This window comes from Polymorphospora rubra (assembly GCF_018324255.1).
In the GTDB taxonomy this organism is placed as follows: domain Bacteria; phylum Actinomycetota; class Actinomycetes; order Mycobacteriales; family Micromonosporaceae; genus Polymorphospora; species Polymorphospora rubra.
In genome coordinates this window covers 1,569,996-1,594,575 of the sequence record NZ_AP023359.1, presented here as the reverse complement: position 1 = coordinate 1,594,575, position 24,580 = coordinate 1,569,996, and the positions used below count along the sequence as shown (strand labels likewise).

The 24,580-nt window shown below is 73.0% G+C and carries 21 protein-coding genes and 1 pseudogene; 9 read left to right on the top strand and 13 right to left on the bottom strand.

Annotated elements, in window-relative coordinates:
• The first annotated feature begins 99 nt into the window (after positions 1 to 99).
• From Prubr_RS07220 to Prubr_RS07200, 5 genes are all read left to right on the top strand, one after another.
• A complete protein-coding gene (locus tag Prubr_RS07220; RefSeq protein ID WP_212822786.1) occupies positions 100 to 960 on the top strand; it encodes a bifunctional methylenetetrahydrofolate dehydrogenase/methenyltetrahydrofolate cyclohydrolase in 861 nt (286 codons plus the stop codon).
• Positions 961 to 1,110: 150 nt separating this feature from the next.
• The gene (locus Prubr_RS07215; protein ID WP_212822784.1) at positions 1,111 to 2,322 is read left to right on the top strand and encodes a peptidoglycan DD-metalloendopeptidase family protein; all 1,212 of its coding nucleotides are present in this window, start codon (positions 1,111 to 1,113) and stop codon (positions 2,320 to 2,322) included.
• A gap of 72 nt (positions 2,323 to 2,394) precedes the next feature.
• Positions 2,395 to 3,345 (top strand): malate dehydrogenase, encoded by a 951-nt coding sequence (mdh, locus tag Prubr_RS07210; RefSeq protein WP_212822782.1) that lies wholly within the window; start codon positions 2,395 to 2,397, stop codon positions 3,343 to 3,345.
• 177 nt (positions 3,346 to 3,522) lie between these two features.
• Entirely contained in the window at positions 3,523 to 3,681 is a 159-nt protein-coding gene (locus Prubr_RS07205) for a hypothetical protein (RefSeq protein WP_212822780.1), read from the top strand.
• Positions 3,682 to 3,806: 125 nt separating this feature from the next.
• Entirely contained in the window at positions 3,807 to 5,024 is a 1,218-nt protein-coding gene (locus Prubr_RS07200) for an NADP-dependent isocitrate dehydrogenase (RefSeq protein ID WP_212822778.1), read from the top strand.
• Positions 5,025 to 5,341: 317 nt separating this feature from the next.
• Here the strand turns inward: Prubr_RS07200 and Prubr_RS07195 are convergent, their stop codons facing one another.
• Positions 5,342 to 5,770 carry a hypothetical protein gene (locus Prubr_RS07195; protein ID WP_212822776.1) on the bottom strand — a complete coding sequence of 143 codons (429 nt, stop codon included), beginning with the start codon at positions 5,768 to 5,770 and terminating at the stop codon, positions 5,342 to 5,344.
• A 173-nt stretch (positions 5,771 to 5,943) separates the two neighbouring features.
• Here Prubr_RS07195 and Prubr_RS07190 point away from each other — a divergent pair, with 173 nt between their 5' ends.
• Positions 5,944 to 6,720 (top strand): class I SAM-dependent methyltransferase, encoded by a 777-nt coding sequence (locus tag Prubr_RS07190; RefSeq protein ID WP_212822774.1) that lies wholly within the window; start codon positions 5,944 to 5,946, stop codon positions 6,718 to 6,720.
• A gap of 56 nt (positions 6,721 to 6,776) precedes the next feature.
• Here Prubr_RS07190 and galT read toward each other — a convergent pair whose 3' ends face one another.
• From galT to Prubr_RS07175, 3 genes and pseudogenes are all read right to left on the bottom strand, one after another.
• The gene (galT, locus tag Prubr_RS07185) at positions 6,777 to 7,865 is read right to left on the bottom strand and encodes a galactose-1-phosphate uridylyltransferase (RefSeq protein WP_212822772.1); all 1,089 of its coding nucleotides are present in this window, start codon (positions 7,863 to 7,865) and stop codon (positions 6,777 to 6,779) included.
• 128 nt (positions 7,866 to 7,993) lie between these two features.
• Positions 7,994 to 8,913 (bottom strand): annotated as a pseudogene (locus Prubr_RS07180) (glycosyltransferase family 2 protein).
• The gene (locus tag Prubr_RS07175) at positions 8,913 to 9,890 is read right to left on the bottom strand and encodes a sulfotransferase (RefSeq protein ID WP_212822770.1); all 978 of its coding nucleotides are present in this window, start codon (positions 9,888 to 9,890) and stop codon (positions 8,913 to 8,915) included. The pseudogene Prubr_RS07180 and the gene Prubr_RS07175 overlap by 1 nt, the downstream one beginning before the upstream one ends.
• A 61-nt stretch (positions 9,891 to 9,951) precedes the next feature.
• Between Prubr_RS07175 and Prubr_RS07170 the strand changes: the two genes are divergently transcribed.
• Positions 9,952 to 10,806: a WecB/TagA/CpsF family glycosyltransferase gene (locus Prubr_RS07170; protein ID WP_246568417.1), complete on the top strand. Its 855-nt coding sequence runs from the start codon at positions 9,952 to 9,954 to the stop codon at positions 10,804 to 10,806.
• Positions 10,807 to 10,903: 97 nt separating this feature from the next.
• Here the strand turns inward: Prubr_RS07170 and Prubr_RS07165 are convergent, their stop codons facing one another.
• The 7 genes from Prubr_RS07165 to Prubr_RS07135 form a co-directional block, all read right to left on the bottom strand.
• Positions 10,904 to 11,887 (bottom strand): glycosyl hydrolase, encoded by a 984-nt coding sequence (locus tag Prubr_RS07165; protein WP_212822768.1) that lies wholly within the window; start codon positions 11,885 to 11,887, stop codon positions 10,904 to 10,906.
• 130 nt (positions 11,888 to 12,017) lie between these two features.
• Positions 12,018 to 12,815, bottom strand: a complete 798-nt coding sequence (locus Prubr_RS07160) for a class I SAM-dependent methyltransferase (RefSeq protein ID WP_212822766.1) — start codon at positions 12,813 to 12,815, stop codon at positions 12,018 to 12,020.
• 103 nt (positions 12,816 to 12,918) lie between these two features.
• The gene (locus Prubr_RS07155) at positions 12,919 to 14,472 is read right to left on the bottom strand and encodes a lipopolysaccharide biosynthesis protein (protein ID WP_246568415.1); all 1,554 of its coding nucleotides are present in this window, start codon (positions 14,470 to 14,472) and stop codon (positions 12,919 to 12,921) included.
• 208 nt (positions 14,473 to 14,680) lie between these two features.
• On the bottom strand, positions 14,681 to 15,553 hold the full coding sequence (locus Prubr_RS07150) for a sulfotransferase domain-containing protein (RefSeq protein ID WP_246568874.1): 873 nt from the start codon (positions 15,551 to 15,553) through the stop codon (positions 14,681 to 14,683).
• Positions 15,553 to 16,794 carry a hypothetical protein gene (locus Prubr_RS07145; RefSeq protein ID WP_212822763.1) on the bottom strand — a complete coding sequence of 414 codons (1,242 nt, stop codon included), beginning with the start codon at positions 16,792 to 16,794 and terminating at the stop codon, positions 15,553 to 15,555. Before Prubr_RS07145 ends, Prubr_RS07150 begins: the two co-directional genes overlap by 1 nt.
• Entirely contained in the window at positions 16,751 to 18,247 is a 1,497-nt protein-coding gene (locus tag Prubr_RS07140; RefSeq protein WP_212822761.1) for an O-antigen ligase family protein, read from the bottom strand. The genes Prubr_RS07145 and Prubr_RS07140 overlap by 44 nt, the downstream gene beginning before the upstream one ends.
• Positions 18,244 to 20,199, bottom strand: coding sequence for a Wzz/FepE/Etk N-terminal domain-containing protein (locus Prubr_RS07135; RefSeq protein WP_246568413.1), 1,956 nt, complete (start codon positions 20,197 to 20,199; stop codon positions 18,244 to 18,246). The genes Prubr_RS07140 and Prubr_RS07135 overlap by 4 nt, the downstream gene beginning before the upstream one ends.
• A 338-nt stretch (positions 20,200 to 20,537) precedes the next feature.
• Between Prubr_RS07135 and Prubr_RS07130 the strand changes: the two genes are divergently transcribed.
• Complete coding sequence (locus tag Prubr_RS07130; RefSeq protein ID WP_212822757.1) at positions 20,538 to 21,602, top strand: CBM96 family carbohydrate-binding protein; 1,065 nt, start codon at positions 20,538 to 20,540, stop codon at positions 21,600 to 21,602.
• Complete coding sequence (locus tag Prubr_RS07125) at positions 21,536 to 22,438, top strand: glycoside hydrolase family 26 protein (protein ID WP_212822752.1); 903 nt, start codon at positions 21,536 to 21,538, stop codon at positions 22,436 to 22,438. The genes Prubr_RS07130 and Prubr_RS07125 overlap by 67 nt, the downstream gene beginning before the upstream one ends.
• A 59-nt stretch (positions 22,439 to 22,497) precedes the next feature.
• On the opposite strand, the gene Prubr_RS07120 is transcribed toward Prubr_RS07125, so the two are convergent.
• Together Prubr_RS07120 and cysC are read right to left on the bottom strand one after the other, a co-directional pair.
• Positions 22,498 to 22,878 carry a PepSY domain-containing protein gene (locus Prubr_RS07120; RefSeq protein ID WP_246568411.1) on the bottom strand — a complete coding sequence of 127 codons (381 nt, stop codon included), beginning with the start codon at positions 22,876 to 22,878 and terminating at the stop codon, positions 22,498 to 22,500.
• 71 nt (positions 22,879 to 22,949) lie between these two features.
• Positions 22,950 to 24,497, bottom strand: a complete 1,548-nt coding sequence (gene cysC, locus Prubr_RS07115) for an adenylyl-sulfate kinase (protein WP_212822751.1) — start codon at positions 24,495 to 24,497, stop codon at positions 22,950 to 22,952.
• Between the last annotated feature and the right edge of the window lie 83 nt (positions 24,498 to 24,580).

The window sequence follows — 24,580 nt, the reverse complement described above, 5'->3', positions numbered from 1 at the left end:
CCACGCCCCGGCGGTGCCACGTGCCGGGGAGTGTCTCCTGATCAGCGGGATCTTGGGGGGTTCGGTGGACCGGGGTCGGTCGCGTGAGACGATCCGGACGTGACGGCGAACCTTCTGGACGGCAAGGCCACCGCGGCGGCGATCAAGGACGAGTTGCGGGGGCGGGTCAAGGCCCTCGCCGAGCGGGGCATCGTTCCCGGGCTCGGCACGGTGCTGGTCGGGCAGGACCCCGGCTCGCAGGCGTACGTCAACGGCAAACACCGCGACTGCGCCGAGGTCGGCATCGCCTCGATCCGGCGCGAGCTGCCGGCGGACGCCACCCAGGACCAGGTCGACGAGGTGGTGGCCGAACTCAACGCCGACCCGGCCTGCCACGGCTACATCGTGCAGCTGCCGCTGCCGGGGCAGATCGACACCCAGCGGGTGCTGGAGTCGATCGCGCCGGACAAGGACGCCGACGGGCTGCACCCGGTCAACCTCGGCCGGCTGGTGCTCGGCTACGACGCCCCGCTGCCGTGCACCCCGCGCGGCATCGTCGAGCTGCTGCGCCGGTACGACGTACCGCTGCGGGGGGCCGAGGTGGCGGTCGTCGGGCGGGGCAACACGGTGGGCCGGCCGCTCGGGCTGCTGCTGACCCGGCGCAGCGAGAACGCGACCGTGACCCTGTGCCACACCGGCACCCTCGACCTGGCCGCGCACACCCGGGCCGCCGACATCGTGATCGTCGCGGCCGGCGTACCCGGTCTGCTCACCGCCGAGATGGTCCGGCCGGGCGCGGTGGTGATCGACGTCGGGATCACCCGGGTGGTCGGAACCGACGGCAAGGGGCACTACACCGGCGACGTCGACGCCGAGGTGCGCGAGGTGGCCGGTGCGATCGCGCCGATGCCCGGCGGGGTCGGCCCGATGACCCGGGCGATGCTGCTCACGAACGTCGTGGAGCGCGCCGAACGTGTCTGACCCCCCACGCAAGATCCGCGCCTGATCCTCGCGATCTTGCATTTGTCTCCCCCTTTCATCCCGTTTTGGCGGGCGACAAGTGCAAGATCGCGGCGGCGGGGTCGGCGTGGCGGTACCGGGGTATGTGTCTGATTTGGTAACTATGGGGGGATGCGAACCCCTATCGCGTCTTTTGTAGTCATCGTGCTGGTCGCCGGCATCCCGGTGCCGGTGCACGCCGCAACACCCGCCGACCTCGCCGCCGCGGTCGCCGCCCACCTGCGGGACGGGCCGCTTCGCACCGAGCAGTGGCATGCCGAGCAGCGGCAGGGTGGACCGGCCCGGTCCGTCGCCGCCCCGGACCCCGACGTCGTCGTCGCCGCGCGGAGCACCGACGAGCACGGCTTCGGCAGCGTGGTCGTACGGGCCCCGGAGGCCGCCGGCGCGTACCCCACGGGGTGGCTCTTCGTGGCCCGGCGCGAGGCTGGTGCCTGGCGGGTCGCGGTCGAGGGTGAGCCCACGTTCGCCGAGCTCAGCGCGGGGTCCGAGATCCTGCACGAGGAGGAGCGCCGGGTCCTTGCCGGGGCCGGCGGGCGGTCCGAGGCCGGCCCGCTGTCGACGAACCCGTCCGACCGGCGCACCGGGATGCGGCTGCCGTGGGCGACCGGCCAGTCGTGGCGCTACACCGGCGGCCCGCACCCAATGAGCGGTGGCGTACGCAGTTCGGTCGACTTCGCCGGCGGTGACGGCCGGGTGCTGGCCGTCCGTGGTGGGCTGGCGTACACCATGTGCGGCTCCGGCAGGGGCTGGATCCGGGTAGTGCACGACCGCGGCCTCGCCACCGACTACTACCACCTCCAGGGCAACATCTCGGCCGACGGCAAGGCGGTCAAGGAGGGCGACTTCCTCGGCAACATCGGCAACGACGTCTCCTGCGGCGGCTCCTCCACCGGCGCGCACGTGCACTTCTCGCTGCGCCGGAACAACGCGTACGTGCCGATCGACCGCTACAACTTCGGCAAGTGGGTCATCTCGGCCTCGGGTGCCGACTACAGCGGCTCGGCCTGGCACGGGTCGCGGCGGGTCGGTGTCGGCGGCACCCTCCACAACCACGGTGTGCTCGGATTCACACAGGGCGTCGTCGACACCGACGGCGGTACGGTGCTGAACCGCCGCTCCGGACCCGGGGCCGGCCATCCCGTCGTGGGCACGGTCCTCGACGGCACGACGGTCACCGTCGAGTGTTCGGCCCGGGGTACGCGTCACGTGGGCCGGAGCGGGTACAGCAGCGACCTGTGGAACAAACTGACCGACGGAAGCTGGGTCAGCGACGTGTTTCTATGGACCGGCACGGGTGACCCAGTCAACGGCCTGTGCCCCTAGCCCGGCGGGGCACCACCCTGACTGGTACGGTCCGCCCAAACAAGCCTTCCGGTATCAGAGAGTGAGACGACCATGGGCAAGAAGGTCACCGTCGTCGGCGCCGGCTTCTACGGCTCGACGACCGCGCAGCGCCTCGCCGAGTACGACGTCTTCGACACGGTCGTGCTCACCGACATCGTCGAGGGCAAGCCCGAGGGCCTCGCCCTCGACCTCAACCAGTCCCGGTCGATCGAGGGCTTCGAGACCAAGATCGTCGGTGCGACCACCGGCCCGAACGGCGAGGGCTACGAGGCGATCGAGGGCTCCGACGTCGTCGTCATCACCGCCGGCCTGCCCCGCAAGCCCGGCATGAGCCGGATGGACCTGCTCGAGGTCAACGCCAAGATCGTACGGAGCGTGGCGGAGAACGTCGCCAAGTACGCCCCGAATGCCGTCGTCATCGTCGTCTCCAACCCGCTCGACGAGATGACCGCGCTGGCCCAGCTCGCCACCCAGTTCCCGAAGAACCGGGTGCTCGGCCAGGCCGGCATGCTCGACACCGCCCGCTTCACCAACTTCGTCGCCGAGACGCTCGCCGTACCGGTCAACACCGTCAAGACCCTGACCCTCGGCTCGCACGGCGACACCATGGTCCCCGTACCGTCGCAGAGCAGCGTGAACGGCAAGCCGCTGGCCGAGGTGCTTCCCGCCGACAAGATCGAGGAGCTGGTCGTCCGGACCCGCAACGGTGGCGCCGAGGTGGTGGCCCTGCTCAAGACGGGTTCCGCCTACTACGCCCCGTCGGCCGCCGCCGCCCGGATGGCGAAGGCCGTCGCGGAGGACTCCGGCGCGGTCATGCCGGTCTGCGCCTGGGTCGACGGCGAGTACGGCATCTCCGGCGTCTACCTCGGTGTCGAGGCCGAGATCGGCGCCGAGGGCGTCAAGAAGGTCGTCGAGACCAAGCTGACCGACAACGAGCTGGCCGACCTCAAGGCCGCCGCCGAGGCCGTACGCGCCAAGCAGCAGGACGTCGCGGGCATGTGATCCGCCGACCGGACCGCCGTACCCCGCCCGGGGTGCGGCGGTCCGTCGTTTCCGGCCGGGTTTCGGCTGATGAGCGGGTTGTGCGGATGGCGCCCATCCCGCCCTGGCGCGAGGTCTTCAGTGCGGCGCCGGGCGGCCATATCGTGACGGTCGCCGATGTCTGCCCCGGGAGGCGCCATGCGCAGGATCCGTACCGTCGTCGTGCTCGGCTGCGCGTTGGCCGCACTGGCCCTCGGCGCCGCGGGGTCGGGTCTCCGGCCTGGGGAGTCCGCTTCCCAGCACAGCCTGGGGTGCAACAGATACGGCTGCTACGACGCGGTGCGGGCCGGCCGCTAGGGCGCCGTGTCCCGTGGTCGCCGATGCGGGTTCACGCCTGCTTGCCGGACCTGCCTGAGCGCCCTCACGTGCATCCAGTACGCTCGTACTGCTAGCACTGAGGTTCCCGAGAGGAGCGCCGGCCGATGGCGAAGATCAAGGTAGCGAACCCGGTCGTCGAACTCGACGGCGACGAGATGACCCGGATCATCTGGAAGCAGATCCGGGAGCAGTTGATCCTGCCCTACCTCGACGTCGAACTCGACTACTACGACCTGTCGATCCAGTACCGTGACCAGACCGACGACCAGGTGACCATCGACTCCGCGAACGCCATCAAGCGGCACGGCGTCGGCGTCAAGTGCGCCACCATCACCCCCGACGAGGCCCGCGTCGAGGAGTTCGGCCTCAAGAAGATGTGGCGGTCGCCGAACGGCACCATCCGCAACATCCTCGGCGGCGTCGTCTTCCGCGAGCCGATCATCATGTCCAACGTGCCGCGGCTCGTCCCGGGCTGGACCAAGCCGATCATCATCGGCCGGCACGCCCACGGCGACCAGTACAAGGCCACCGACTTCGTCGTACCCGGCCCCGGCTCGGTCACCGTCACCTACACCCCGGCCGACGGTGGCGCCCCGATCGAGATGGAGGTCGCCAACTTCTCCGGCGGCGGCGTCGCGATGGGCATGTACAACTTCGACGAGTCGATCCGCGACTTCGCCCGGGCCTCCATGCGCTACGGGCTGGACCGCGGCTACCCGGTCTACCTGTCGACGAAGAACACCATCCTGAAGGCCTACGACGGCCGCTTCAAGGACATCTTCGCCGAGGTCTTCGAGGCCGAGTTCAAGGCCGAGTTCGACGCCGCCGGCATTACCTACGAGCACCGGCTCATCGACGACATGGTCGCCGCCGCGCTGAAGTGGGAGGGCGGCTTCGTCTGGGCCTGCAAGAACTACGACGGTGACGTCCAGTCCGACACCGTCGCCCAGGGCTTCGGCTCGCTCGGTCTGATGACGTCGGTCCTGATGACCCCGGACGGCCGTACCGTCGAGGCCGAGGCCGCGCACGGCACCGTCACCCGGCACTACCGGCAGTGGCAGAAGGGCGAGAAGACCTCGACCAACCCGATCGCCTCGATCTTCGCCTGGACCCGGGGCCTCGCCCACCGCGGCAAGCTCGACAACACCCCGGCGGTCACCGACTTCGCCAACACTCTCGAGCAGGTCTGCATCGAGACCGTCGAAGGCGGTCAGATGACCAAGGACCTCGCGCTGCTCATCTCCCGCGACGCCCCGTGGCTCACCACCGACGAGTTCATGAACGCGCTCGACGAGAACCTGGCGCGCAAGCTCGGCGCCTGACCAGCACCTCGGGAAATGCCCGCCGGCGGTTCGCCGGCGGGCATTTTCGTGCTTTCTGCCGCGCTGTCCGTGGGCGCCGTTCCGGCGCCAGGGGCGAGGTCGGACGCTGCCAGCGATCGATACCGGGCGTTACCGCGAATGCGCCGCCGTCGTTGTATGGAGTGGATGCGATGCCAGTCGTGTCCGGGGAGCGGAGCCGGTCGAGGACGCCCGACCGGGACGCCGGCCGGCCAGTTCCCCGGCTGTGATGCACAGCCTGTCGTCCCTTCCCGATGCGGGGGGCCCTGTCCCGGGCCCCCGCAGCCCTGACCGCTCGCTCAGCAGAGCTGACTCCCGCAGTAACGGTTGATCGTGGCGTAGGAGGTCTGGGTCCGGCTCTGTCCGTTCTGGGTGTAGGTGACGGTCGCGACGATCGTCGCGTCGGAATTGGCCACCCAGACCGAGCAGGAGGACGAGGTCGCGGTGCAGCCGGTGTTGATCGACTGGTAGGGGCCGCTGATGCTCCAGGAGAAGGTGTAGCTGCCGGACGTGTTCTGTACGGCGAAACCGGCGTTGTAGGTGCTGGCCGGCGCGCTGTTGGTGCAGTACGTGTTCCAGGTCAGCACGACCCCTGGTGCGATGCGGCAGCCGAAGGTTTCCTGGCCGATCGCGGCGGCGGGGGTGGCCCCGGCGAGCGTGAACGTCGCCGCCGCGACCACGCAGGCGGCGACGCTGGCAAGGACGGAACGAATGCGAGGGCGCTTCATGGGCCGCTCCATTCTGTGGTCGGGTGAGTCGACCCTAGTGACGGCTATCCTTGCCGGGCAATGATGAAAATAAATGGCTATCGGCAATGTGATCCAGGTGCTGACAAGTCATGAATTGCGCCGAAGGCGTCACGCGTACCCCCGGAACGAGCGTGTTGCCGTACGGTGTCGCCATGGCGGAACGGGTTCGGGCCAGGGTGTTCGGTGAGGTGGCCGACGAGTACGACCGGATCCGGCCCGGCTATCCGACGGCGCTCGTCGACGACGTCCTCGACCATGCCCGGCTCGCCGGCGCGCCCGCCCTGGAGGTCGGCGCCGGCACGGGCAAGGCGACCGTCGCGTTCGCCGAGCGCGGGGTGGCTCTCACCGCGATCGAACCCGACGAGGCGATGGCCGAGGTGCTGCGCCGCCGCGTCGCGGGTCGGCCGGACGTCACGGTGGCGGTCACCGCCTTCGAGGACCACCGGCCGGATCGGCCGTACGGCCTGTTGTTCAGTGCCCAGGCCTGGCACTGGACCGACCCGGCGTCACGGTGGCGGCGGGCGGCCGCGGCGCTGGCCCCGGGCGGGACGCTCGCCCTCTTCTGGAACGGCGACCGGCCGGCCGACCCGGAGGTGACGGCGGCGCTGCTCGAAGTCCACCGGGCGCACGCGCCACAGATCCTGCCCGACGTCGAACCGGTCCACGACTCGCCGCTCGCGGCCGCCTGGCCACGCGAGGAACTGGTGGCCCGGACCGAGTTCGGTGACCTGTCCGAGCGCCTCTACCGCTGGGAGCGGACCCTGACGGCGCAGGACTACACGGCGAACCTGTCCACCCAGTCCGCCTACCGCCTGCTCGACGAGGACACCCGGGCCGGGCTGTTCCGCGCGGTCACCGACGTGCTGGGGGAGCGGATCGTCGTCAGCATGGCCACGGCGCTCTACCTGGCCCGCCGGCTGGACACCTAGCCGCCGGTCGGACACCTGGCCCGCCGGTCGGGCGCCGGAGTCCGCCGGCCGGAGACCTAGGGCCGGTCGGCCAGTTGGCGCAGCATGGCCGCGGCCTGCTCGGGACGGATGTCGTTGATGAAGACGCCCATCGCCGACTCGGAGCCGGCGAGATACTTCAGCTTGTCGACGGCCCGCCGGACGCTGAACAGTTGAAGGTGCAGGTAGCCGAGGTCGCGGTCGACGCGTACCGGGGCCTGGTGCCAGGCCGAGATGTACGGCATCGGCTTGTCGAAGAGCCGGTCGAAGCGGCGTAGGAGGTCGAGGTAGAGCGGGCCGAAGGCGGCCCGTTCGGCGTCGTCGAGGGCGGGCAGGTCGGGCACCTGCCGGTGCGGCGCGACGTGCACCTCGAACGGCCAGCGGGCGGCGGCGGGGACGTACGCGGTCCAGTGCGCGTTCGCCGCGACGACCCGGTCGCCGGCGGCCCGTTCGGCGGCGAGCACGTCGGCGAACAGGTTGCGTCCGCCGGTGCGCTCGGCGTGCCGGCGGGCGGCGGCCGTCATCGCCCGCGTGCGGGGGGTGACGAACGGGTACGCGTAGATCTGGCCGTGCGGGTGGTGCAGGGTGACGCCGATTTCGACGCCCCGGTTCTCGAAGCAGAACACCTGCTCGACGCCGGGTAGTTCGGACAGTTCGCCGGTGCGGTCGGCGAGCGCGTCGAGCACGGTGCGGACCCGCGACGGGGGCAGCGTGGCGAACGACGCGTGGTGGTCGGCGGTGAAGCAGACGACCTCGCAGCGCCCCAGAGCGGGCCGGGTCGGGGTGTACGGCGTCGGGTCGTCGCCCGGCTCGCCGGTGCGGACGCTCAGCGACGGGAACCGGTTCTCGAAGACGGCGACGTCGTAGTCGTACGCCGGGATCTCCGACGACTGGTCCGGTGTGGACGGACACAGCGGGCACTGGTCGGTGGGCGGCAGGAAGATGCGGGTCTGCCGGTGGGTGGCGATCGCCACCCATTCGTCGAGCAGCGGGTCGTAGCGCAGTTCCGAGGCGGGTGGTGGCGGCGGCAGGTCGCGCCGGTCGGGCCCCTCGCGTACGGCGTCGTCGCGTTCGTCGTAGTAGATGAGGTCGCGGCCGTCGGCGAGCCGGACCATCGTGCGCTTCATCGTCGACTCCCGGATTCGAACATCCGCTGGCCCCCAGATTCAAACGTAATCCAACAGATACGCACACTAGTCGCCGTGTCGCGGAGTGGGAACGCCGGGCCGGTGTGAACGTCGGCGAGCCGGTGGGGTCAGATGCCGCGACCGCGCCGGTGCAGGGTGGCCAGCACGTTCTCCACCCGTACCGCCCGGTGATCGCGGCGAGGGCGATCGCCGCCCGCGGCTCCCGCCAGTTGGACCGCACCGCCTCCCGGGTCCACCGCCACGCCTCGCCCCGGTTGCCGGTGGCGGCCGACCAGCACGCCAGCTGCCCGTAGACCCGGGCCGCGCCCGGACGGCACCCGCTGATCTCCGGGTGCCGGGCCATCATCCAGCGCAGCGACGAGATCTTGGTGGCGTACTCGTAGGCGTAGTGCGACGTGCGGCCCCACAGCACCCGTACCAGCGGCTCGTCGACGTGGACGACGGGCGACCGGCGGGCGGCGCGCAGCAGCAGGTCCCAGTCCTCGTTCTGGCTGCCGGGCGCGTCCTCGGCGACCAGGCCGATCCGGTCGGGGTCGGTCAGCGCGGCGCGTTCGACCAGGAAACTCGACGAGTGCAGCATCGCCATCCGGGACCGGGCCAACCGGTCCACGGTGACCCGGTCGAGTCCGGCGAGCCGGGGGGTGCGCCGGCCGTCGTACTCGACCTCGATGGCGCAGGTCGCGAACTCGGCGCCGGATCCGGCGGCGGCCAGGGCGGCCACCTGGCGGCGCAGCTTGCCCGGCGCCCATTGGTCGTCGTCGTCGCAGAACGCGACCAGGTCGGTGTCCAGGGCCGCGATCGCGGTGTTCCGGGCGCCGGCGAGGCCGGGGGTACGGCAGTTGCCGAGCACCATCACCGGTACCCCGTCGGTGGTGGCCAGCAGGTAGTCCGGGGCGCTCCGGTCGAACACGACGACCACCCGCAGCCGGCCGGGATAGTCCTGCGCGCGCACGCTCGCCAGCGTCCGGCGCAGCAGTTCGGGACGGTCCCGGGTCGGTACGACCACGCCGACCGACGGCCAGGCGATCACCGCGGGTCGCCCGGCGTCGTGGCCACCCCGGTACCCGCCGTGCCCGTCGCGCGCAGCGGATAGCCGTACGCGCGCAGCAGCGGCGCGCAGACCGCGCCGACGAGCCGCCGTTGTCCCGGTGGCAGGGCGGCCATCCAGGTGTCGTCGTGCCGCAGCGGGATCCGGCCCACCTCGAACCGCATCGGATTGCCGGCGGCGCTGTGCCCGACCCGCAGGTCGGCGTACGTGCCGGTGACGAAGCCGAGGTCGGCGCCGGACAGGTCGACGCCGGTGAACGCGGCGAGCCGGCGCAGTTCGTCGACCGGCGCGCCGACCAGTTGCTCGTACCGGACCCGCAGAACGGGCACGCCGCGCCGGGCGAGCAGTCCGAAGGCGGCGTTGTGCGCGTTCCAGAGCAGGGCGGAGCGCCCGGGGGCGTACCGGGTCATGGTGTCGGCGCCGTCGGTCTCCGGCCGGCCGACGGTCTTCGTCCACGAGTACGCGACCCCGCGCGCGTCGCGTACGACGTGGGCGACCCGCAGGTCGATGTCGGGCGCCCAGCGCAGGCAGTGGGCGAGCGCGCTGTGCTTGGAGGAGTCGACGACGACGGTCGCACCGGAGACCTCGGCGGCGGCGGTGTAGATCGCCCGGTAGTAACCGGCGTACTCCTCGACGAGGCCGCGCAGGTCGTCGGGGAGCCGGCTGCCGGCGAGCCGGGGGATGTGCCGGGTCCGCTCGACGGCCTCCTTCAGCGCCAGCACCCGGTAGACGTCGACCCGGTGCCAGCCGCCGAAGGCGCGTTCGCCGACGAGTTGCCAGAACCGGCAGGCCGAGAAGGGGGCGCCGCATCCGCAGCGTTCGTCGTCGCGGACGTCGCGCTGCCAGAGGTGTACGACCTCGCCCAGAGCACATACACCGGGCAGTTCACCCATCAGGCGCTCGACGAGTGTTGTGCCACTTCGTCCTAATCCACCGACAAACAGAACTACTGCCACTTTTAACCGCCTTCGCTCGTTTCGTTGGTATAACGAGCGATCGACCGGTGGGGAGCTTGGTTTGGGGCTGTACGCAACGTTTCGTCGGATAAACGTCGGAGGTACCGACTTCGACGCACTCACCGAGGACCGGGTGGTCGCGATGGTCCGCGACGCGCTGCGCCGGGGAGCCGGCGGCCGGATCATCACCCCCAACGTCGACATCCTCCGGCAGGCACGGACCGACCCCGGCGTACGCGCCCACCTCGCCGACGCCACCCTGGTCGTCGCCGACGGCATGCCCCTGGTGTGGGCCAGCCAGCTCGCCGGCAGTCCGCTGCCGGAGCGGGTAGCCGGCTCCAGCCTGCTCTGGTCGCTCTCGTACGGGCTCGGGCTGGACGGCCGTTCGATCTTCATCCTCGGCGGCGATCCGCCGGGCGCCGGGTCCGCCGCGGGTGCCGTCCGGGCCGCCCGGCGGGTCACCGCCGGCTGCCCCGGACTGCGGGTGGCCGGCACGCTGAGCCCCGGGTACGGCTTCGACCGCGATCCCGTCCGACTCGACCGGGTCTGCGCCGAGGTGGTGGCCGCCCGACCCGACCTCGTGCTGGTCGGGCTCGGCTTTCCCAAACAGGAACGGGTCATCGACCGACTGCGCGCACAGTTGCCGGCGGCCTGGTTCCTCGGCTGCGGCGCGGCGGTCAACTTCGCGGCCGGCGACCAGCGGCGGGCCCCGTCGTGGATGCAGCGGTCCGGTCTGGAGTGGGCGCACCGGCTCGGCACCGAACCGCGCCGGCTGGCCGGCCGCTACCTGCGCCACGACGCCCCGTACGCACTGCGGCTGCTGGCCACGACGGCGGCGGCCCGGCACCTGGTCGCCCACCGTCCGGCCGCCGGCCGGGTGACGCGGAGCCGGGCGGTGCCGCTGCCGGCTCGCTGACCGTGCCCCGGGTGCCGCCAGGTCGCATGACCGTGCCCCGGGTGCCGCCCGTGGCGTGACCGTGCCCGGGTGCCGCCCGTGTCGGCACCCGGGTCGCTCAGCCGGCCGGGTTGAAGTACGGGTCACGGGCCAGTTCGGTGAACGCGGCGAAGGCCGGCGGGTCGTCGGAGAGCTGGAACTGCCCCTTGGGCGGGTTGCCGTCCGGATCCGACTCGAAATACGCGACCGCCTTGATCTGCGGGTTTGCCTTGAACAGCACGGCCGCGTCCCGCAGCCAGGCTGCCCGGCCCGCCGAGCCCCACTCCCGGGCCACCCCGAACTCACCCACGATGATCGGCTTCGGCCGGGCCGCGGCCCAGCGCAGGAACGGGTCCATCAGTTCGGCGAGCGACCGGAACCGCTGGCCGGCGTACACGTCCACGCAGGTCCAGTCGACGGCGTCGTCACCGGGATAGAAGTCCGGTGCGTCGCCCCGGACGAACCCCTCGGCGGTCGGACACCACACCCACGAGGCGTTGGTGACCCGCTCCTCGTCGAAAATCCGCCGGGTGTGCCGCCAGGCCGCGACGAAGTCCGCCCCCGACCACATGGTGGCCCGCAGGTTCGGCCGGTCCATCTCCCAGCGGTAGCGCAGCAGCACCGGGCGCTGCGCGGCGCGTACCCGGCGGGCCTGGGCCCGGATCAGGTCGTCGTGGTGGCCCTCCACGATGGACCTCGTGTCGCCGGACGCCCAGCTGAGCATGACGGTGACGCCACGGGCCATGAACTCCCGGTCGGTCAGGGTGAGGAACTTCTCGTCGAACCGCCGGTAGGTGTTGACGATGTCGAGTGACCGGTCGAGCGACTCCTCGTACCCGGTGACGGCCGCCCGCCGCCCGTCCTGGCCCCAGACCCGGGGCTTGACCCAGGCGCCGAGCCTCGCGCCGGTGGCGGGGGCGGCGACCGGGCCGCTGTCGTACGGGCCGGGGTCGGTGGCGATACCCGTCGGGGCGGCGGTGGGCTCCGGGCCCGGCGGCGGTGCCGTACACCCGGCCAGCGCGGCGGCGAGCACCACGACCGCACCCCTGAACCAGTTGTGCATCGAGACTCCTTGCGCTGTGGCGCGTACGAACCGTCTTTCGGCGCGGATGAAGATCCGCGTGATCAGGGAGTGGGCGGCACGGCGCGCCGGCGACACGCACGACGTACTCCCTGATCACGCGGATCATGGGCTACCAGGTGGTGGCGTCGGGGTGGGGCGGGTGCACCGCTGGCGGGGCCACGTGGGGGGCGGTGCGACGGGCCACGTAGAGGACGTTCACGCAGTAGCGGCTCAGGGCCGGGACGCGGGTCGCCACGTCGTCGACCACGGTGGCGAAGGGGCGCAGCCAGCGGCGGTCGTACCAGCCCCGGGTCAGCAGCGAGAAACCGCGCCGCTCCACGACGCTGAACCCGTACCGGGCCAGCAGCGCGGTCACCTCCTCGTGGGACAGTTCGGCGAACCACGGCTCGCCCGCGTGGCGGCGGTGCCGCAGGTGCCGGGCCGAGCCCCGGTTGCCGTGGTTCTCCACCACCAGCAGCCCGGCCTCCTGGTGCGGCAGCACCCGTGCCGCGAACGCGATCGCCCGTTCCCGTACGTCGTCACCGACGTTCAGCAGCAGCCGGAACACGGTGACGATCGCCGGCGAGTCGGTCGCCACCGGGGTCGGCACCGGCCCGGCCGCGTCGACCCGGTGCAGTTCGGCGAGGGCGCCCAGGTCGTCGGCCTTGGCCAGCATCGCCGGCGACGAGTCGTAGCCGTGCGCCCCGCGCACCATGCCGTGCAGCGCCCGCAGGGCCCGCCCGGTCCCGCAGGCGAAGTCGTGCTGCACCGGCCGGCGGGCCACGAACGACCGCCCGACCAGATCGCGCAGGTACGCGCGCTGCCGCCGGTTGATCGCCGCCGCGTAGCCGTCCGGGGCGTACTCGACGGCCTCGTACCGTTCGACGGCGGCGGTGTCCTGGAAGACTTCGGCGTAGTCGTTGCGCAACTTGCTGCTCCTCGATTCGATTTCGGATCAGGTCAGGTCGGATCAGGTCAGGTCGGATCAGGTCGGGTCGGGTCGGGTCGGTGTCGGTCGGGATCGGGTCGGATCAGTTCGGGGTCGGGCGGGTCCCGGGCACGGGCCGTGGTGCCGGGGCGGGACGGGGCCGGCCGCGACGGCGGAGGGCGTCCAGGGCGAGCGGGCCACGCAGCAACCGCGCGCCGGCCAGGTACACGCCGGTGGCCGTGACGACGGCCGCGAACGTGGCCGCCGGACCGGTGCCGGCCACCGCCACGAAGATCCTCGGCAGTACGCCGAAACAGCCGACCGCGAGCGCCGCGGCGGTCAGCGTGCCGCGCCCGAACGGGTGCAGCCCGAGCGCCAGGCCGACCTGGGCCAGCGGCAGCAGGTTGTTGACGGCGACGGCGGCGGCCAGTCCGATCGCGGCGCCGAGCGCGCCGAGGCGGGGGATGAGGGCGAGGTCCAGCGCGACGGTCACGCCCAGCGCGACCGCGACGTTGGCCAGGTTCCAGCTCGTGCGGCCGGCCATCGCCAGCACCATGTCGACCATGCCGCACCCGGTGGACAGCAGCATGGCACCGGCGAGTACGGCGACGATCGGACCGCCGTCGCGATAGGCGTCGCCGAAGAAGCCGAGGTAGAGCGGGGCGTACGAGAGCAGCAGCAGGTAGAGCGGCCACGTGGCGAGGACCAGCCAGCCGGTGGCCACCTGGTAGAGCCGGTTCGCCGCGGCCCGGTCGCCGATGGCCAGCGCCTCGGCGAGCCGGGGCTGTACGGACTGCGAGATCCCCTGGTTGGCGAGTTGTCCGAGCACGACGAACCGTCCGGCGACCGCGTACAGCGCCGCCGCCCCGAGCCCGCCGAGCCCGGCCACGAGCAGCAGATCGACCCGCTGCAGAGCCAACTGCCCCACACTCCCGAGCGCCCGCGGCCAGCCGAACCCCCAGAACCCCGCCACACGGCCCTCTCCACCCGCCTTCCCCCCGCCCCCGCCCCCAAGATCCGCGTGATCAGGGACCAAATCGGGCGTGTCGCCGGCGCGCCGTGCGACGTACTCCCTGATCACGCGGATCTTGGCGGGGCCGGGGCCGGGCCGGGGCCGGGGGCGGGGCGGGGGCGGAAGCGGGGGCGGGGCGCCGGGGGGTGGGGCGGTGGTGTGGTGGGTGCGGACCAGGGCGTAGCCGGCCAGGGCCGCGACCGGCAGGTACGGCAGCGCCCAGGCGAGGGCGTACGCCGCCAGCGACCCGGCGGCGACGGTGACCGCCGCGACCCCGGCGAGCTGGAGCACCGGCCGGGCCACCCGGTCGAGCATCAGCGTCGGCCGCAACTGCCGGTAACCCCGGGTCGCGGCGAGCGCCGCGTCGGCGAACGCGGCCAACGGTACGAAGACGGCCAGCACCCGCAGTCCGGCGGTGTGCTGGGCGACGGTGTCCGGCCCGGCGCCGCCGGCGGTCAGCCGGGCCAACGCCGGCGCCGCGACGAGCAGTCCGGCGCCGAGGACGGCGGAGACGCCGGCGACCGGGGTGAGGCCGGCCCGCAGGCAGCTGCCGAGCAGGTGCCCCTGGCCCCGGGCCCGCAGTCGGGCCGGCCAGTAGACCAGCCCGGTCTGGGTGCCGAGCTTGGCGACCGCGCCGACCAGCACGAAGAGGGCGGTGGCGGCGAAGAACGCGCCGGCCCGTTCGGGCCGAGGCCGCGGGCGGCCAGCCAGGTGACGCCGATCCCGGCGACCGCGGCGAGTCCGGCGCCGGCGATCCCGGCCACCCCGCCCCGGGCCATCGCCCGCACCCCGGCCCTGCCGGTGCCCGCCGCTCCTCCGTCCACAGTCGACGGAACGCGGTCGGCCGTGACGTTCACCGGCGCCACGAGGGCGGGCGGCCGAGCCAGGCCGTGAGCTGTTCGTCGTACGGGGCGTAGTAAGCGGTCAGCTCCCGCCGTACCCGGTCCTCCACGGCGGTGCCGCGCGGCCGGGCGTTGTGCCGTTCGAACCCGGGGTGGCCGAGGTCCGGCAGGCCGAGGAAGTCCAGCACCTCGTCGTAGACCTCGCCCGGGGTGGTGAAGAACCGTTCGCTCTCGACCACGTGGATCCGCTCCCGCCCGATCCGGGCGGCCAGTTCGGTGAGGTGGGTGGCGTACTCGCCGCGGGCCCGGTAGGCGTGGTGCTGGTGGGCGAAGCTGTGGTACGCCGGATCCCCGAGCAGCCGTTGCCGCTCGCCACGCAGCCGGGCCGGCTCCAGGGCCAGCGCCCGGCTGAACGAGGTCTCCGACTCGAAGCCGCGGGCCAACTCGTGGGCGTGGTGCGAGTAGGCCCGCTCGACCGGGTCGCGGACCAGCACGACCAGCTTCACACCGGGCAGGTCGCGGGCGATCCGGGCCGGCGCGTGCGGGTGGTACATGTAGTAGGGGCTCGACTCGAAGGTCTGCACCGGCACCCCGTGCCGCCGGGCCAGCCGGTCGGCGGTGCGCTGGAGCGGGAAGTGCGCCCGGTACCAGGCGATGCCCCGGTGGTAGGACGTGTCGAAATAGTGCACACCCTTGTGCAGCACGGCTTTCAGGACCGCCGGGTGGGCGGCCAGGGCCCGGTAGAGCGAGGTCGTGCCGCACCGCTGCCCGCCGCAGATCAGGAACGACGGCAGCATCCGGGCCGGCGCGGTGAGCCGGCCGTAGGAGCGGGAGCCGAGGTGGGCGACCCGTTTGAGCGGTTCGGGCACCCGCGTGGACCTGATCACTGGTAGCCCTCCGCCCGGCGGATGAGGACCGGTAGCAGCCAGGTGCCGAGCACCCCGAGCCGGGCGCCGGCCTCGGCCTGCCGGTCGGCGAGGTACCGGGTGGCGAGGTCGATCAGATAGAGCAGCGCGGTCAGTTCGGCGGTGCCGGGCGGGGTGTCGAAGGGCCTGAGCAGCAGCGGGGCCTGCCGGACCGTGGCCTCGACCGCGGCCGCCGCGTCACCGTCGGACATGATGCGCTGTTGCAGGTCGTGGTGCAGGGCGTCGAACCCCAGCGGTACGCCGGTGGCGAAGCGTTCCCAGTCCCAGACCAGCAGCCGGTCGCCGAGCGACGCCATGTTCCACGGCGCCCAGTCGCCGTGCCACGCGCCGTACCGCAGGTCGGTGTCACCGGCGCGGGCGGCGAGCGACCGGGCGGCCCCGGCGAGTACGGCACCCTCGGGCCGGTCGGCGACGGCGGCGAGCCGGTCGCGCATCTCGGCCCAGTACGGGCTGGTGGCGAGCCAGCCGCGGGAGATGCCGCAGCAGGCGGCGATCTCGCGCATCGCGTCGGTGAGCCGGTCCGGCCGCAACGGCTGGCGCGGCTCCCAGACCGGCAGCGCGGACTGCACCAGCACCTGGTGGCCGTGCCACTGCCCGGCGTGCCGTACCGCCGGCACCATGAGGTGCCGCAGGTCGACATGGGACAGCGCGGTCAGCGCGGCGGTCTCGGCGCGGACCAGCCGCCGGGTCAGCGGGCCGACGCCGAGCTTGGCGAAGCCGGTGGTCTCGCCGGCGGGGGAGATGAGCTGCAGGACCGGCTTCCGGTTGGCCCGGGCCGGTCCGATGTGGACGCTGAGGGCCAGGTCGGTGTCGAGTTGCCGGCGCAGGTATCCGTCGATGCCGCTGCCGGGTGGGCCGGTGACCCGGATCCGGTCCCGCAGCAGCACCCGGGACGCTCCGCTGCGCAGGGCCAGGACGACGGCGTCGCGCTTGAGCCGGGCCGGCCGGGACTGCGGTTCGGCGTAGTGACGTACGGCGGCGGCGGCGACCCGACGCGACCGGGTCGGGACGAGTAACCGTGGCCGCCGCGCGTCGGGCACCACGAGATAGCCGGCGATCGGGCCGGCGTCGGCCCGCTGCTTCTCGTCGAGGGTGCACGGCGCCGGGTAGAGCAGGCCGAGCACCTCCTCCAGATATCGGGCGCGCAACTCGGCGTCACCGTTGGTCAGGTGTGCCGGTGCGGTGCTGACCGGACTCATCTGCCTGCCTCCCCTCGTTGCGCCATAGCAGCGCGTAGGCCAAGAACATGAACGCCAGGGGGGTGACCAGCGCGTTGTACCAGAGCATGGCGGCGAACGAGCCGAGGATCGCGCAGCTCCCGGCGATCCCGACCGGACTTCGGTCCCGGCGGAATCGCCACACTCCGTAACCGAGAAAGCCGAGGTACGCGAAGGTGCCGGTCAGCCCGTGCGCGATGAGCAACTGCCAGAGCTGCCCGTTGCCGCCGATGGTGAAGTTGCCGCACCGTTCGCAGTCGGCGCTCTCCCCGACGGTGATCGAGTGGCGGCCGCCGATCGTGGTCCGGGTCGAGCCGTATCCGATCACCGGCGACTCGGCGACGCCGGCGACCGCCCGTTCGATGAGGTAGGACCGCACCCCGTTGGACTTGCCGTTGTCGAGCCGGGCGGTGACCACGTCGCCGAGCGGGGTGACGACCAGGGCGGCCGCGAGGACCACGGCGGCCGCCGCGAGCGCGCCGAGCACCCAGACCCGGCCGGCGAGGGCCAGCCGCAGGGCGGCGTACCCGGCGGCCAGACCGAGCCCGATCCACAGCCCCCGGTTGAGCGAGATCACCACCGGTACGACCGAGACGGCGAGGCAGGCCAGGGCGAGCAGCCGGGTACGCCGCCGGGTCACCTGCCCCCACACCGCGACCACGAACCAGACCACGAGCAGGCAGAAGTTGTTGCCCCAGGTGTTGGTGTAGCCCCACGGGGCGGCCGGCCGGGGGCGCTGGTCGCCGATGATGTCGTGGATCTGCGCCGCGTACGGGTGCACCAGCGACTGCACGAACCCCCGGCCGCGGATCTCCGGCGGGAGCAGCAGCTCGACCGGGGAGGTGAACTCGAACGTGCCGGCGAACACCCCGAGCAGCCCACCGGCGACGGTGACCACGAACAGCCAGCCGAGCAGCCGGACCAGCCGCCGGACCGGCAGTTCGCGTTCGGTGAGGTTGCCGGCGTGGATCAGCAGCACGGTCATCGCCAGGTATTCGACGAGCCGGAAGAGCACGCCGACCATCCGGCCGGACGCCGGGCCGGGAACCGCGCCGGTCGGCTCGGAGCCGAGGGCGGCCATGCTCACGACGAGAACGGCGAGGAAGACGGCCCACAGCCAGAAGCCGGGCGGCAGGCGTACCGGGCGGCCAGCGAGGTGCGCGCGCAGCAGCGCGTACGCCATCGGCACCGCCAGGATCGGGAAGATCAGTACGCCGAGCCCGAGCGCCCACCACAGTGGATAGAGCAGGAGCAGTGCGGTGACCGGCCAGGCGGGCAACCCCGGGGGCGGTCCGGCCGACCGCTGCTTGCGGCCCGCGGCGGTGTCCCGGCCCGCGCCGTACCCGGCACCGGCGCGGTGTCGGCCGGGCCCGCCGGCCGGCACCGCCGGGTCGGGCGGCCGATCCTGGCCGGGGGCCGAGGCGACGACCGTCACCGGCCCGGCCCGCCGGGGCCGCCGGTACGTGCCGACGACCGCCCGCCGTCACCGGTGGTCGGCCAGCCGTCGGCCGGGGAGCGGTCCATCTCGGCCAGCGTGACCCGGTCGAGCCGGTGCAGCACGGCGGTGTCCACGCCACCGTCGCCGTCCCGGCCCGCGCCGCCGGTACGGGCGACCGAGCCGTGGTGGCCGCCGTCGGCGGTGCCGGTGGGCACGTCCGGTGCGGCGGGGTCCGTCCCGTTGCCGGTACCCGTCCGGGTGCGGATCAGCGCGGTGCCGGCGGTGAGGTCGAGTTGCGCGACCCGGGCACCGTCGGGAGTGGACGGCGTGGCGCCGCGGGCGGCGTTGCCCCGCGACCCGGGCCGCTTCGCCGGGCCGGACTTCCGGTCGGCGCGCCCCGGACCACCGGCGGGCTGCGCCGCGGCTGCCGTACGTCCCTCGCGGGCCCCGGGTTCGCCGTCCCGGTGCGGGGTGAGGCGCGGCATGACCACCGCGCCGAGCAGCGGGGTGCCGACCCGGTGCAGTTGCCGGGCCGCGTCGCTGACCTCGGGCCGGCGGGTCCGGCGCAACTCGACCGCGATGATCGCGGCGTCGGCGAAGGAGGCGAGACTCTGCGCGTCGGCGCTGCTCGCCGTCGACGGGGCCTCGAGGACGACGTACGCGGTGCCGCCGCTGAGCCGGTCGAGCACCTCGCCGAGGTACGGCGAGCGCAGCAGGCCGCCGGCCGTCGCGGTGCCGCCGGTGGTCAGCACCCGCAGCCAGGGGTTGCGCGGGGCGCGCTGGGCGGCGGTGTCGAGGTCGACCTTGCCGGCCAGTACCTCGGACAGGCCCGGCGTGGGTGCCACGCCGAAGAGCCGGGCGAGCGGGGCGGCGTCGGCGATGCTGTCGGTCGGGTTGGCGCCGACGAGCACGACCTCGGTGCCGGTGTGCGCGAGGGCGGCGGCGAGGTTGGCGGCGACGAGGGTGGAGGCGCTGCCCCGGCTGGCGCCGGTGACCACCACGATCCGGTCGTCGGGGCCGAGGCTGGCGAGCACCTCGTTGCGTAGCCGGTAGTACGTGTGCCCGCCCGGTCCGTACGGCTGGTGCAGGTCGTCGACGCCCGGTGTCCGGTCGCCCAGTTCGGCGAGCACCGGTACGCCGGCCCGCCCGACGTCGGAGCCGGCGCGGACCCGGCGGTCGAGGCGTTCCCGGGCGGCGGCCACACCCAACCCGAGCAGGAGACCGAGCATTCCCCCGCTGGCCAGGTTGAGCAGCGTGTCCGGCCGGCTCGGCCGGGCCGGCAGCCGGGCGTCGCTGATGATCCGACCGGCGCTGACGGTGGCGGTCGTCAACTCGTTGAGCTTGCCGGTCATCGAGTTGAGCTGGGCCTGGGTGGTGGCGCGCTGGCTCTCCAGGTTGGCCCGCTGTGGGCTGCCCGCGGACAGTCCGGCGAGCCGGCCGTTGATCTGCACCAGTGCCGCGTCCAGTTCCTTGATCTTGCTGTTGAGGGCGGCGATCTGCGTGTCGAGGTCGGTGCGGGCGCTGGCCTCCCGGTTGCGCAGGTACGCCTCGGCGAAGGCGTGCGAGCCGGCGCGGGCCGCTTCGGGGGCGCCGGCCGCGAAGGTGATGACCAGCACGGAGGTGTTGGCCGGCACCTTGACCGAGACGTCGTGCGCGAGTTCGTCGGCGGGGGTGTCGACGCGGAGCAGTTCGGCGGCACCGGTCGCCACGGCGGTGGAGCGGACGAGTTGGGCTTCGGTGTCGAGGTTGATGTCGCCCCTGGTCCGTCCGCCGACCACGTTGGTGTCCTGGCCGGCCGGCTGGACCAGAACCGAGGTCGACGACTCGTAGACCCTGGTCTGCGCGCTGGTCACCACGCCCGCGGCGGCCAGCCCGGTGACCAGCAGCGCGAGCACGACCCACCATTGCCGGCGGAGCAGGCCGAGGTGGTCGGACAGGTCTGGAGACACCGGACGAGACGCGTCCATCAGATTTGGGGGCCCTTCCGCAGGTGGCGGCGCCGTCCGACCGGCTTGTCGGATGACGGCATGTCTGGGGGGTTTATCACTTCGGCGGCGTATCTCCCCCGAGGGGTAAACGGGCGGTCGGGCCGTACGTAACTCTTCAAGTGAGGACAGGCGCAGGATGACCGGAAGATAACGATCGAGGAGTAAATGAGGCTTTAGCTGATTTAGCCTGCTCTACCGGTTAAATGTGTCTTAAGCAACATGTGTCAGGAAAGTGGGAGGCAACGGACGGGCGCAGCTGCCGACGAGGGCTCGCCCCAGGCACGGAAGGACCTCCGGCCATGGTCAGAAGGGACACCCTCGGCGCGACCGGCACCGCGGTCGCCGCCATCGCCCTGGCGGTCCTGCTCGGACATCTCGGCGGGCAGGTCGGTGCCAGTCCCGACCAGCGCATCCCGGTCAGCGACGACACCTACACCGCGACCGACGTACCCACGACCGCGACCGGCGACCGCTCCGAACTGGTCGCCGGCGGCACCGGCGGGGCGGCGCGGGTCACCTACCTCAAGTTCACCGTCGGCCCGCTGCGCGGCGGTCGCGAACCGGCCCGCGTCGAGATCCGGCTCACCAGCCGGGGCACCGAGCTGCCCGGCCACATCGAGCTGACCCGGGTGCCGAGCAACACCTGGCGGGAGTCGTCGGTCACCGACCGGTCCGCGCCCCGGCTCGGTGCGGTGGTGGCCACCGCGGCGCCGCGGCCCGCCGACCCCGGCGTCGCCTTCGACGTCACCGACGAGGTACGCGGTCCGGGCACGTACTCGTTCGCGGTGACCGTACCCGGCGGCGACACCCTGGCCCGGTTCGCCGCCAAGGAAGGCGTACGGCCGGCCGAGGCGCTGGCGCAGCCCACCCTGTGGCTGTCCTGGCTCGGTGCCCACGGCGGACGCGCGCCGGGCGTGCCGACCGCCGGCGCCCCGGGCGTGCCGACCGCCGGGGCACCGGGTGCGCCGGCCGCCGCGGCACCGGGCGGGTCCGGGGCACCGACCCCGACGGCCACCCCGACCCCGTCCGGCAGCCCGACCCCATCGACACCGAGCCCGTCCGCGACACCGCACCCGACCGCCACGCCCTCCGGCGACCCGACGGTGCCGCCGACGCTGACACCGAGCCCGACGGTGACGCCCACGCCCACCCCGACGGTGACGCCCACGCCCACCCCGACGGTGACGCCGACCGGGCCGGTCGGCCCGTCGGCCACGCCCGGCCCCACCGCCACCGGCCCGCCGGGTGACCCCGACTGCGTGGTCGGCGCGAAACTCGTACCCACCTGTGGCGTGCTGTGGGGCGTCGCACCGGGCGCGCACACCGGCACCCCCGTACGACGGCGCTGCGCGAGTTCGAGCTGAAGACCGGCCGGCCGCAGGCGATCTACCACGCCTACCACCGGGGCACCGAGGTCTTCCCGACCGCTGAGGAGATCGCCATCGTGCGCGACCCCCGGACCCCGCGCCTGCTCTTCCTGAACTGGAAGCCGCAGGGCGTCTCATGGGCCCGGATCGCGGCCGGCGACCCGGCGACCGACGCCTACCTGGACCGGCTGGCCGCGCACCTGCGGACCAATTTCCCGGAGCAGTTCTTCTTCACCGTGCACCACGAGCCGGAGGACGACGTACGCCCCGAGCCCGGCTCCGGCTACACCGCCGACGACTACGCCGCCATGTTCCGCCACGTCGTCACCCGGCTGCGCGACGCCGGCGCCACCGGCATCGTCGCCACCCTGGTGCACATGGCGTACGTGCCGTGGAACGTCCAGCCGTGGTTTCCCGACCTCTACCCCGGCGATGACGTCGTCGACTGGATCGCCTGGGACGCCTACGCCTACAGCGATCCCGGCTACGGCCACGGCGACTTCGCCGAGCTGATGAACCGGCGGTCGGGCCAGCACCCGTCCTGGCCCGGGTTCTACAACTGGGCGGCGGCCCGCTATCCCGACAAGCCGCTGATGCTCAGCGAGTGGGGGGTCTGGCACTCCGACCGCAACCCCGGCCACAAGGCCGAGTTCTACCGCTCGGTCGGCAACCAGATGCGGCTCTTCCCACGGGTCAAGGCGATGGTCTACTTCGACACCCCGCGCAACCAGCAGGGCTACGACTCACGGGTGGACAGCAGTCCGTTCGCGCTGGTCGCGTACCGGACCCTCGGTCGGCAGGCACAGTTCCAGGTCGACGTCCGTCCCCGGTAGCGCCACGAGCCGCACGAGGCCGGCCGTGGAGGATCCGGCGGCCGGCCTTCGTGCCGGGATCAGTCGTCGTACCGGTCGTCGTCATCGTCGTCGTCCCGCTCGACCTTGACGACCTCGCCGGTCTGCCGGTCGACGTCGACCTCGTACTCGATGGTGCCCTGGTCGATCTCGACCTCCCAGACCGGACGGCCGTTCTCGCGGTCCCGCTCGACCTCCTCGACCGTGCCGCCGCCGACCTCGGCGAGCGCGATCTCCTTCGCCCGCTCGGCCGAGACCGCGTCGGTGGCCGCGCCGGTGCCGGCGTCACCGGTCTGCGCGGCCGCGACGGTCCGCTTCCGGTCCTGGCCGGTGTCCGACGCCACGGCGCCGATCGCCGTACCGGTGATGGCCAGGGCGGCCACCCCGCCGACGGCCAGGGCGATGATCATTTTCCGGGTCACTGTGGGCCTCCTTCGGTTGCCTGTGGACCAAAGGTTCGCCCAGTTCGGGATAGGACCGCGCTGTGTCGGAGCTAAGGCCCGGTTAAGGCCTCCGTCGGAGGCAGGTGCGGCTCCACCCAGCCGGTCTCGATCAGATGGTGCAGGACCGCCTCGACGCCCGCCTCGATGCTGGAGTTGCTGGTGTCCAGGACCAGTTCGGCGTCGGTCGGCACCTCGTACGGGTCGTCGATGCCCGTCATCCCGGTCAACTGGCCGGCCCGGGCCCGCGCGTAGAGGCCCTTGCGGTCGCGCCGCTCGCACACCTCCAGCGGGGTGGCGACGTGCACCAGCACGAAACCCGCCCCGGCGGCGTGCGCCATCGCCCGAGCCGTCGCCCGGGCCCGCGCGTACGGGGCGATCGGGCAGCAGATCGCCAACCCGTGGTGCCGGGCCACCTCCGCCGCGACCCAGCCGATCCGGCGTACGTTGAGGTCCCGGTCGGCCTTGCTGAACCCGAGCCCGGCGGACAACTCCCGACGTACGACGTCACCGTCGAGCAGGGTGACCGTCCGCTCGCCGCTCTCCCGCAGCGCGTCGGCGACCCCCCGGGCGATGGTCGACTTGCCCGAGCCGGACAGTCCGGTGAAGAAGAGCACCAGGCCGCGGTGCCGGCGCGGCGGCCGGGCCCGGGCCAGTTCCTTGGCGACCGCGGGCGGGGTGTGCCACTCCGGCAGCGGGAAACCACGGTCGAGAAGGTCCTCGATCTCGGCCGGGCTCAGCGCCAGCCGCCGGTTGCGCGGCGGGATGTCGTCACGCCAGCGCCACTGGCCGTCACGGCTGTCGTAGGCGAGTTCGCGGGGCACCAGCACCCGCAACCCGCCGCCGGACAGGGTGTCGCCGGTCGACAGCAGATGGGTGACCCCGTACGCGGCGGCGACCCTGGCCCGCAGCAGCGCGTCGCGGATCTCGTCGCCGCGCCGGGTCATCGGCACCACGACCAGGGTGGCCGGCGGCATCCGGTCGCGGGCCGCGAAGACGCTGCGGACCAGCACCTCGGGCGCCAACCCGTCGACCCCGTGCTCGGTCAACGGGATCAGGATCAGCACGTGGGCGGCGAGGGTACGGGCCGCGTGCGCGATCTGGGCCAGTTGCGGCCGGTGCAACGGCCGGTCGGCGAGCACTCCCAGCACCCGGCCCGGGGGCAGCAGCCCGCGGATCTCGGCCGGTGCGCGGCGCAGCCGCTGGAACGAGCCGTGGGCGCCGTCGCCGAGCCGCCGGACCGTGCCGCCGACCCCGGCCCAGCCGTCCCGGATCATCCAGAGATCGGTGGCGTCGACGGCGGCCAGCGGCGCGCCCTCCGGATCGGTCAGGACCAGCACCCGGTGCAGCGGGTTGTCCAGGTCGAAGTTGGTGACGAGCTGGACCGGCACCTCCAGCGTCACCGGCACCGGCCACGGCGTGCCGTCGGCGAGCCGGCCGCGAAGGTGCTGGGCGTTCAGATCGGCCCGGCCGAGGAACCCGGTCAGCGGGGCGTACGCGCCGGAGAGCAGCAGCTCCAGATCGGCCAGCTCGTGCGGGCGCGGCGTGTACGCCGGCGCGTCCCGCAGCACCCCATCGGGCAGCACCCACCCGTTGCTCATCGCACCCCCAACTGCTGACCGGCACACAGTTTCGCAGCCCCGGCGGACATCGGTCGAGAGTGCCACGGCGCGACCGCACGGGC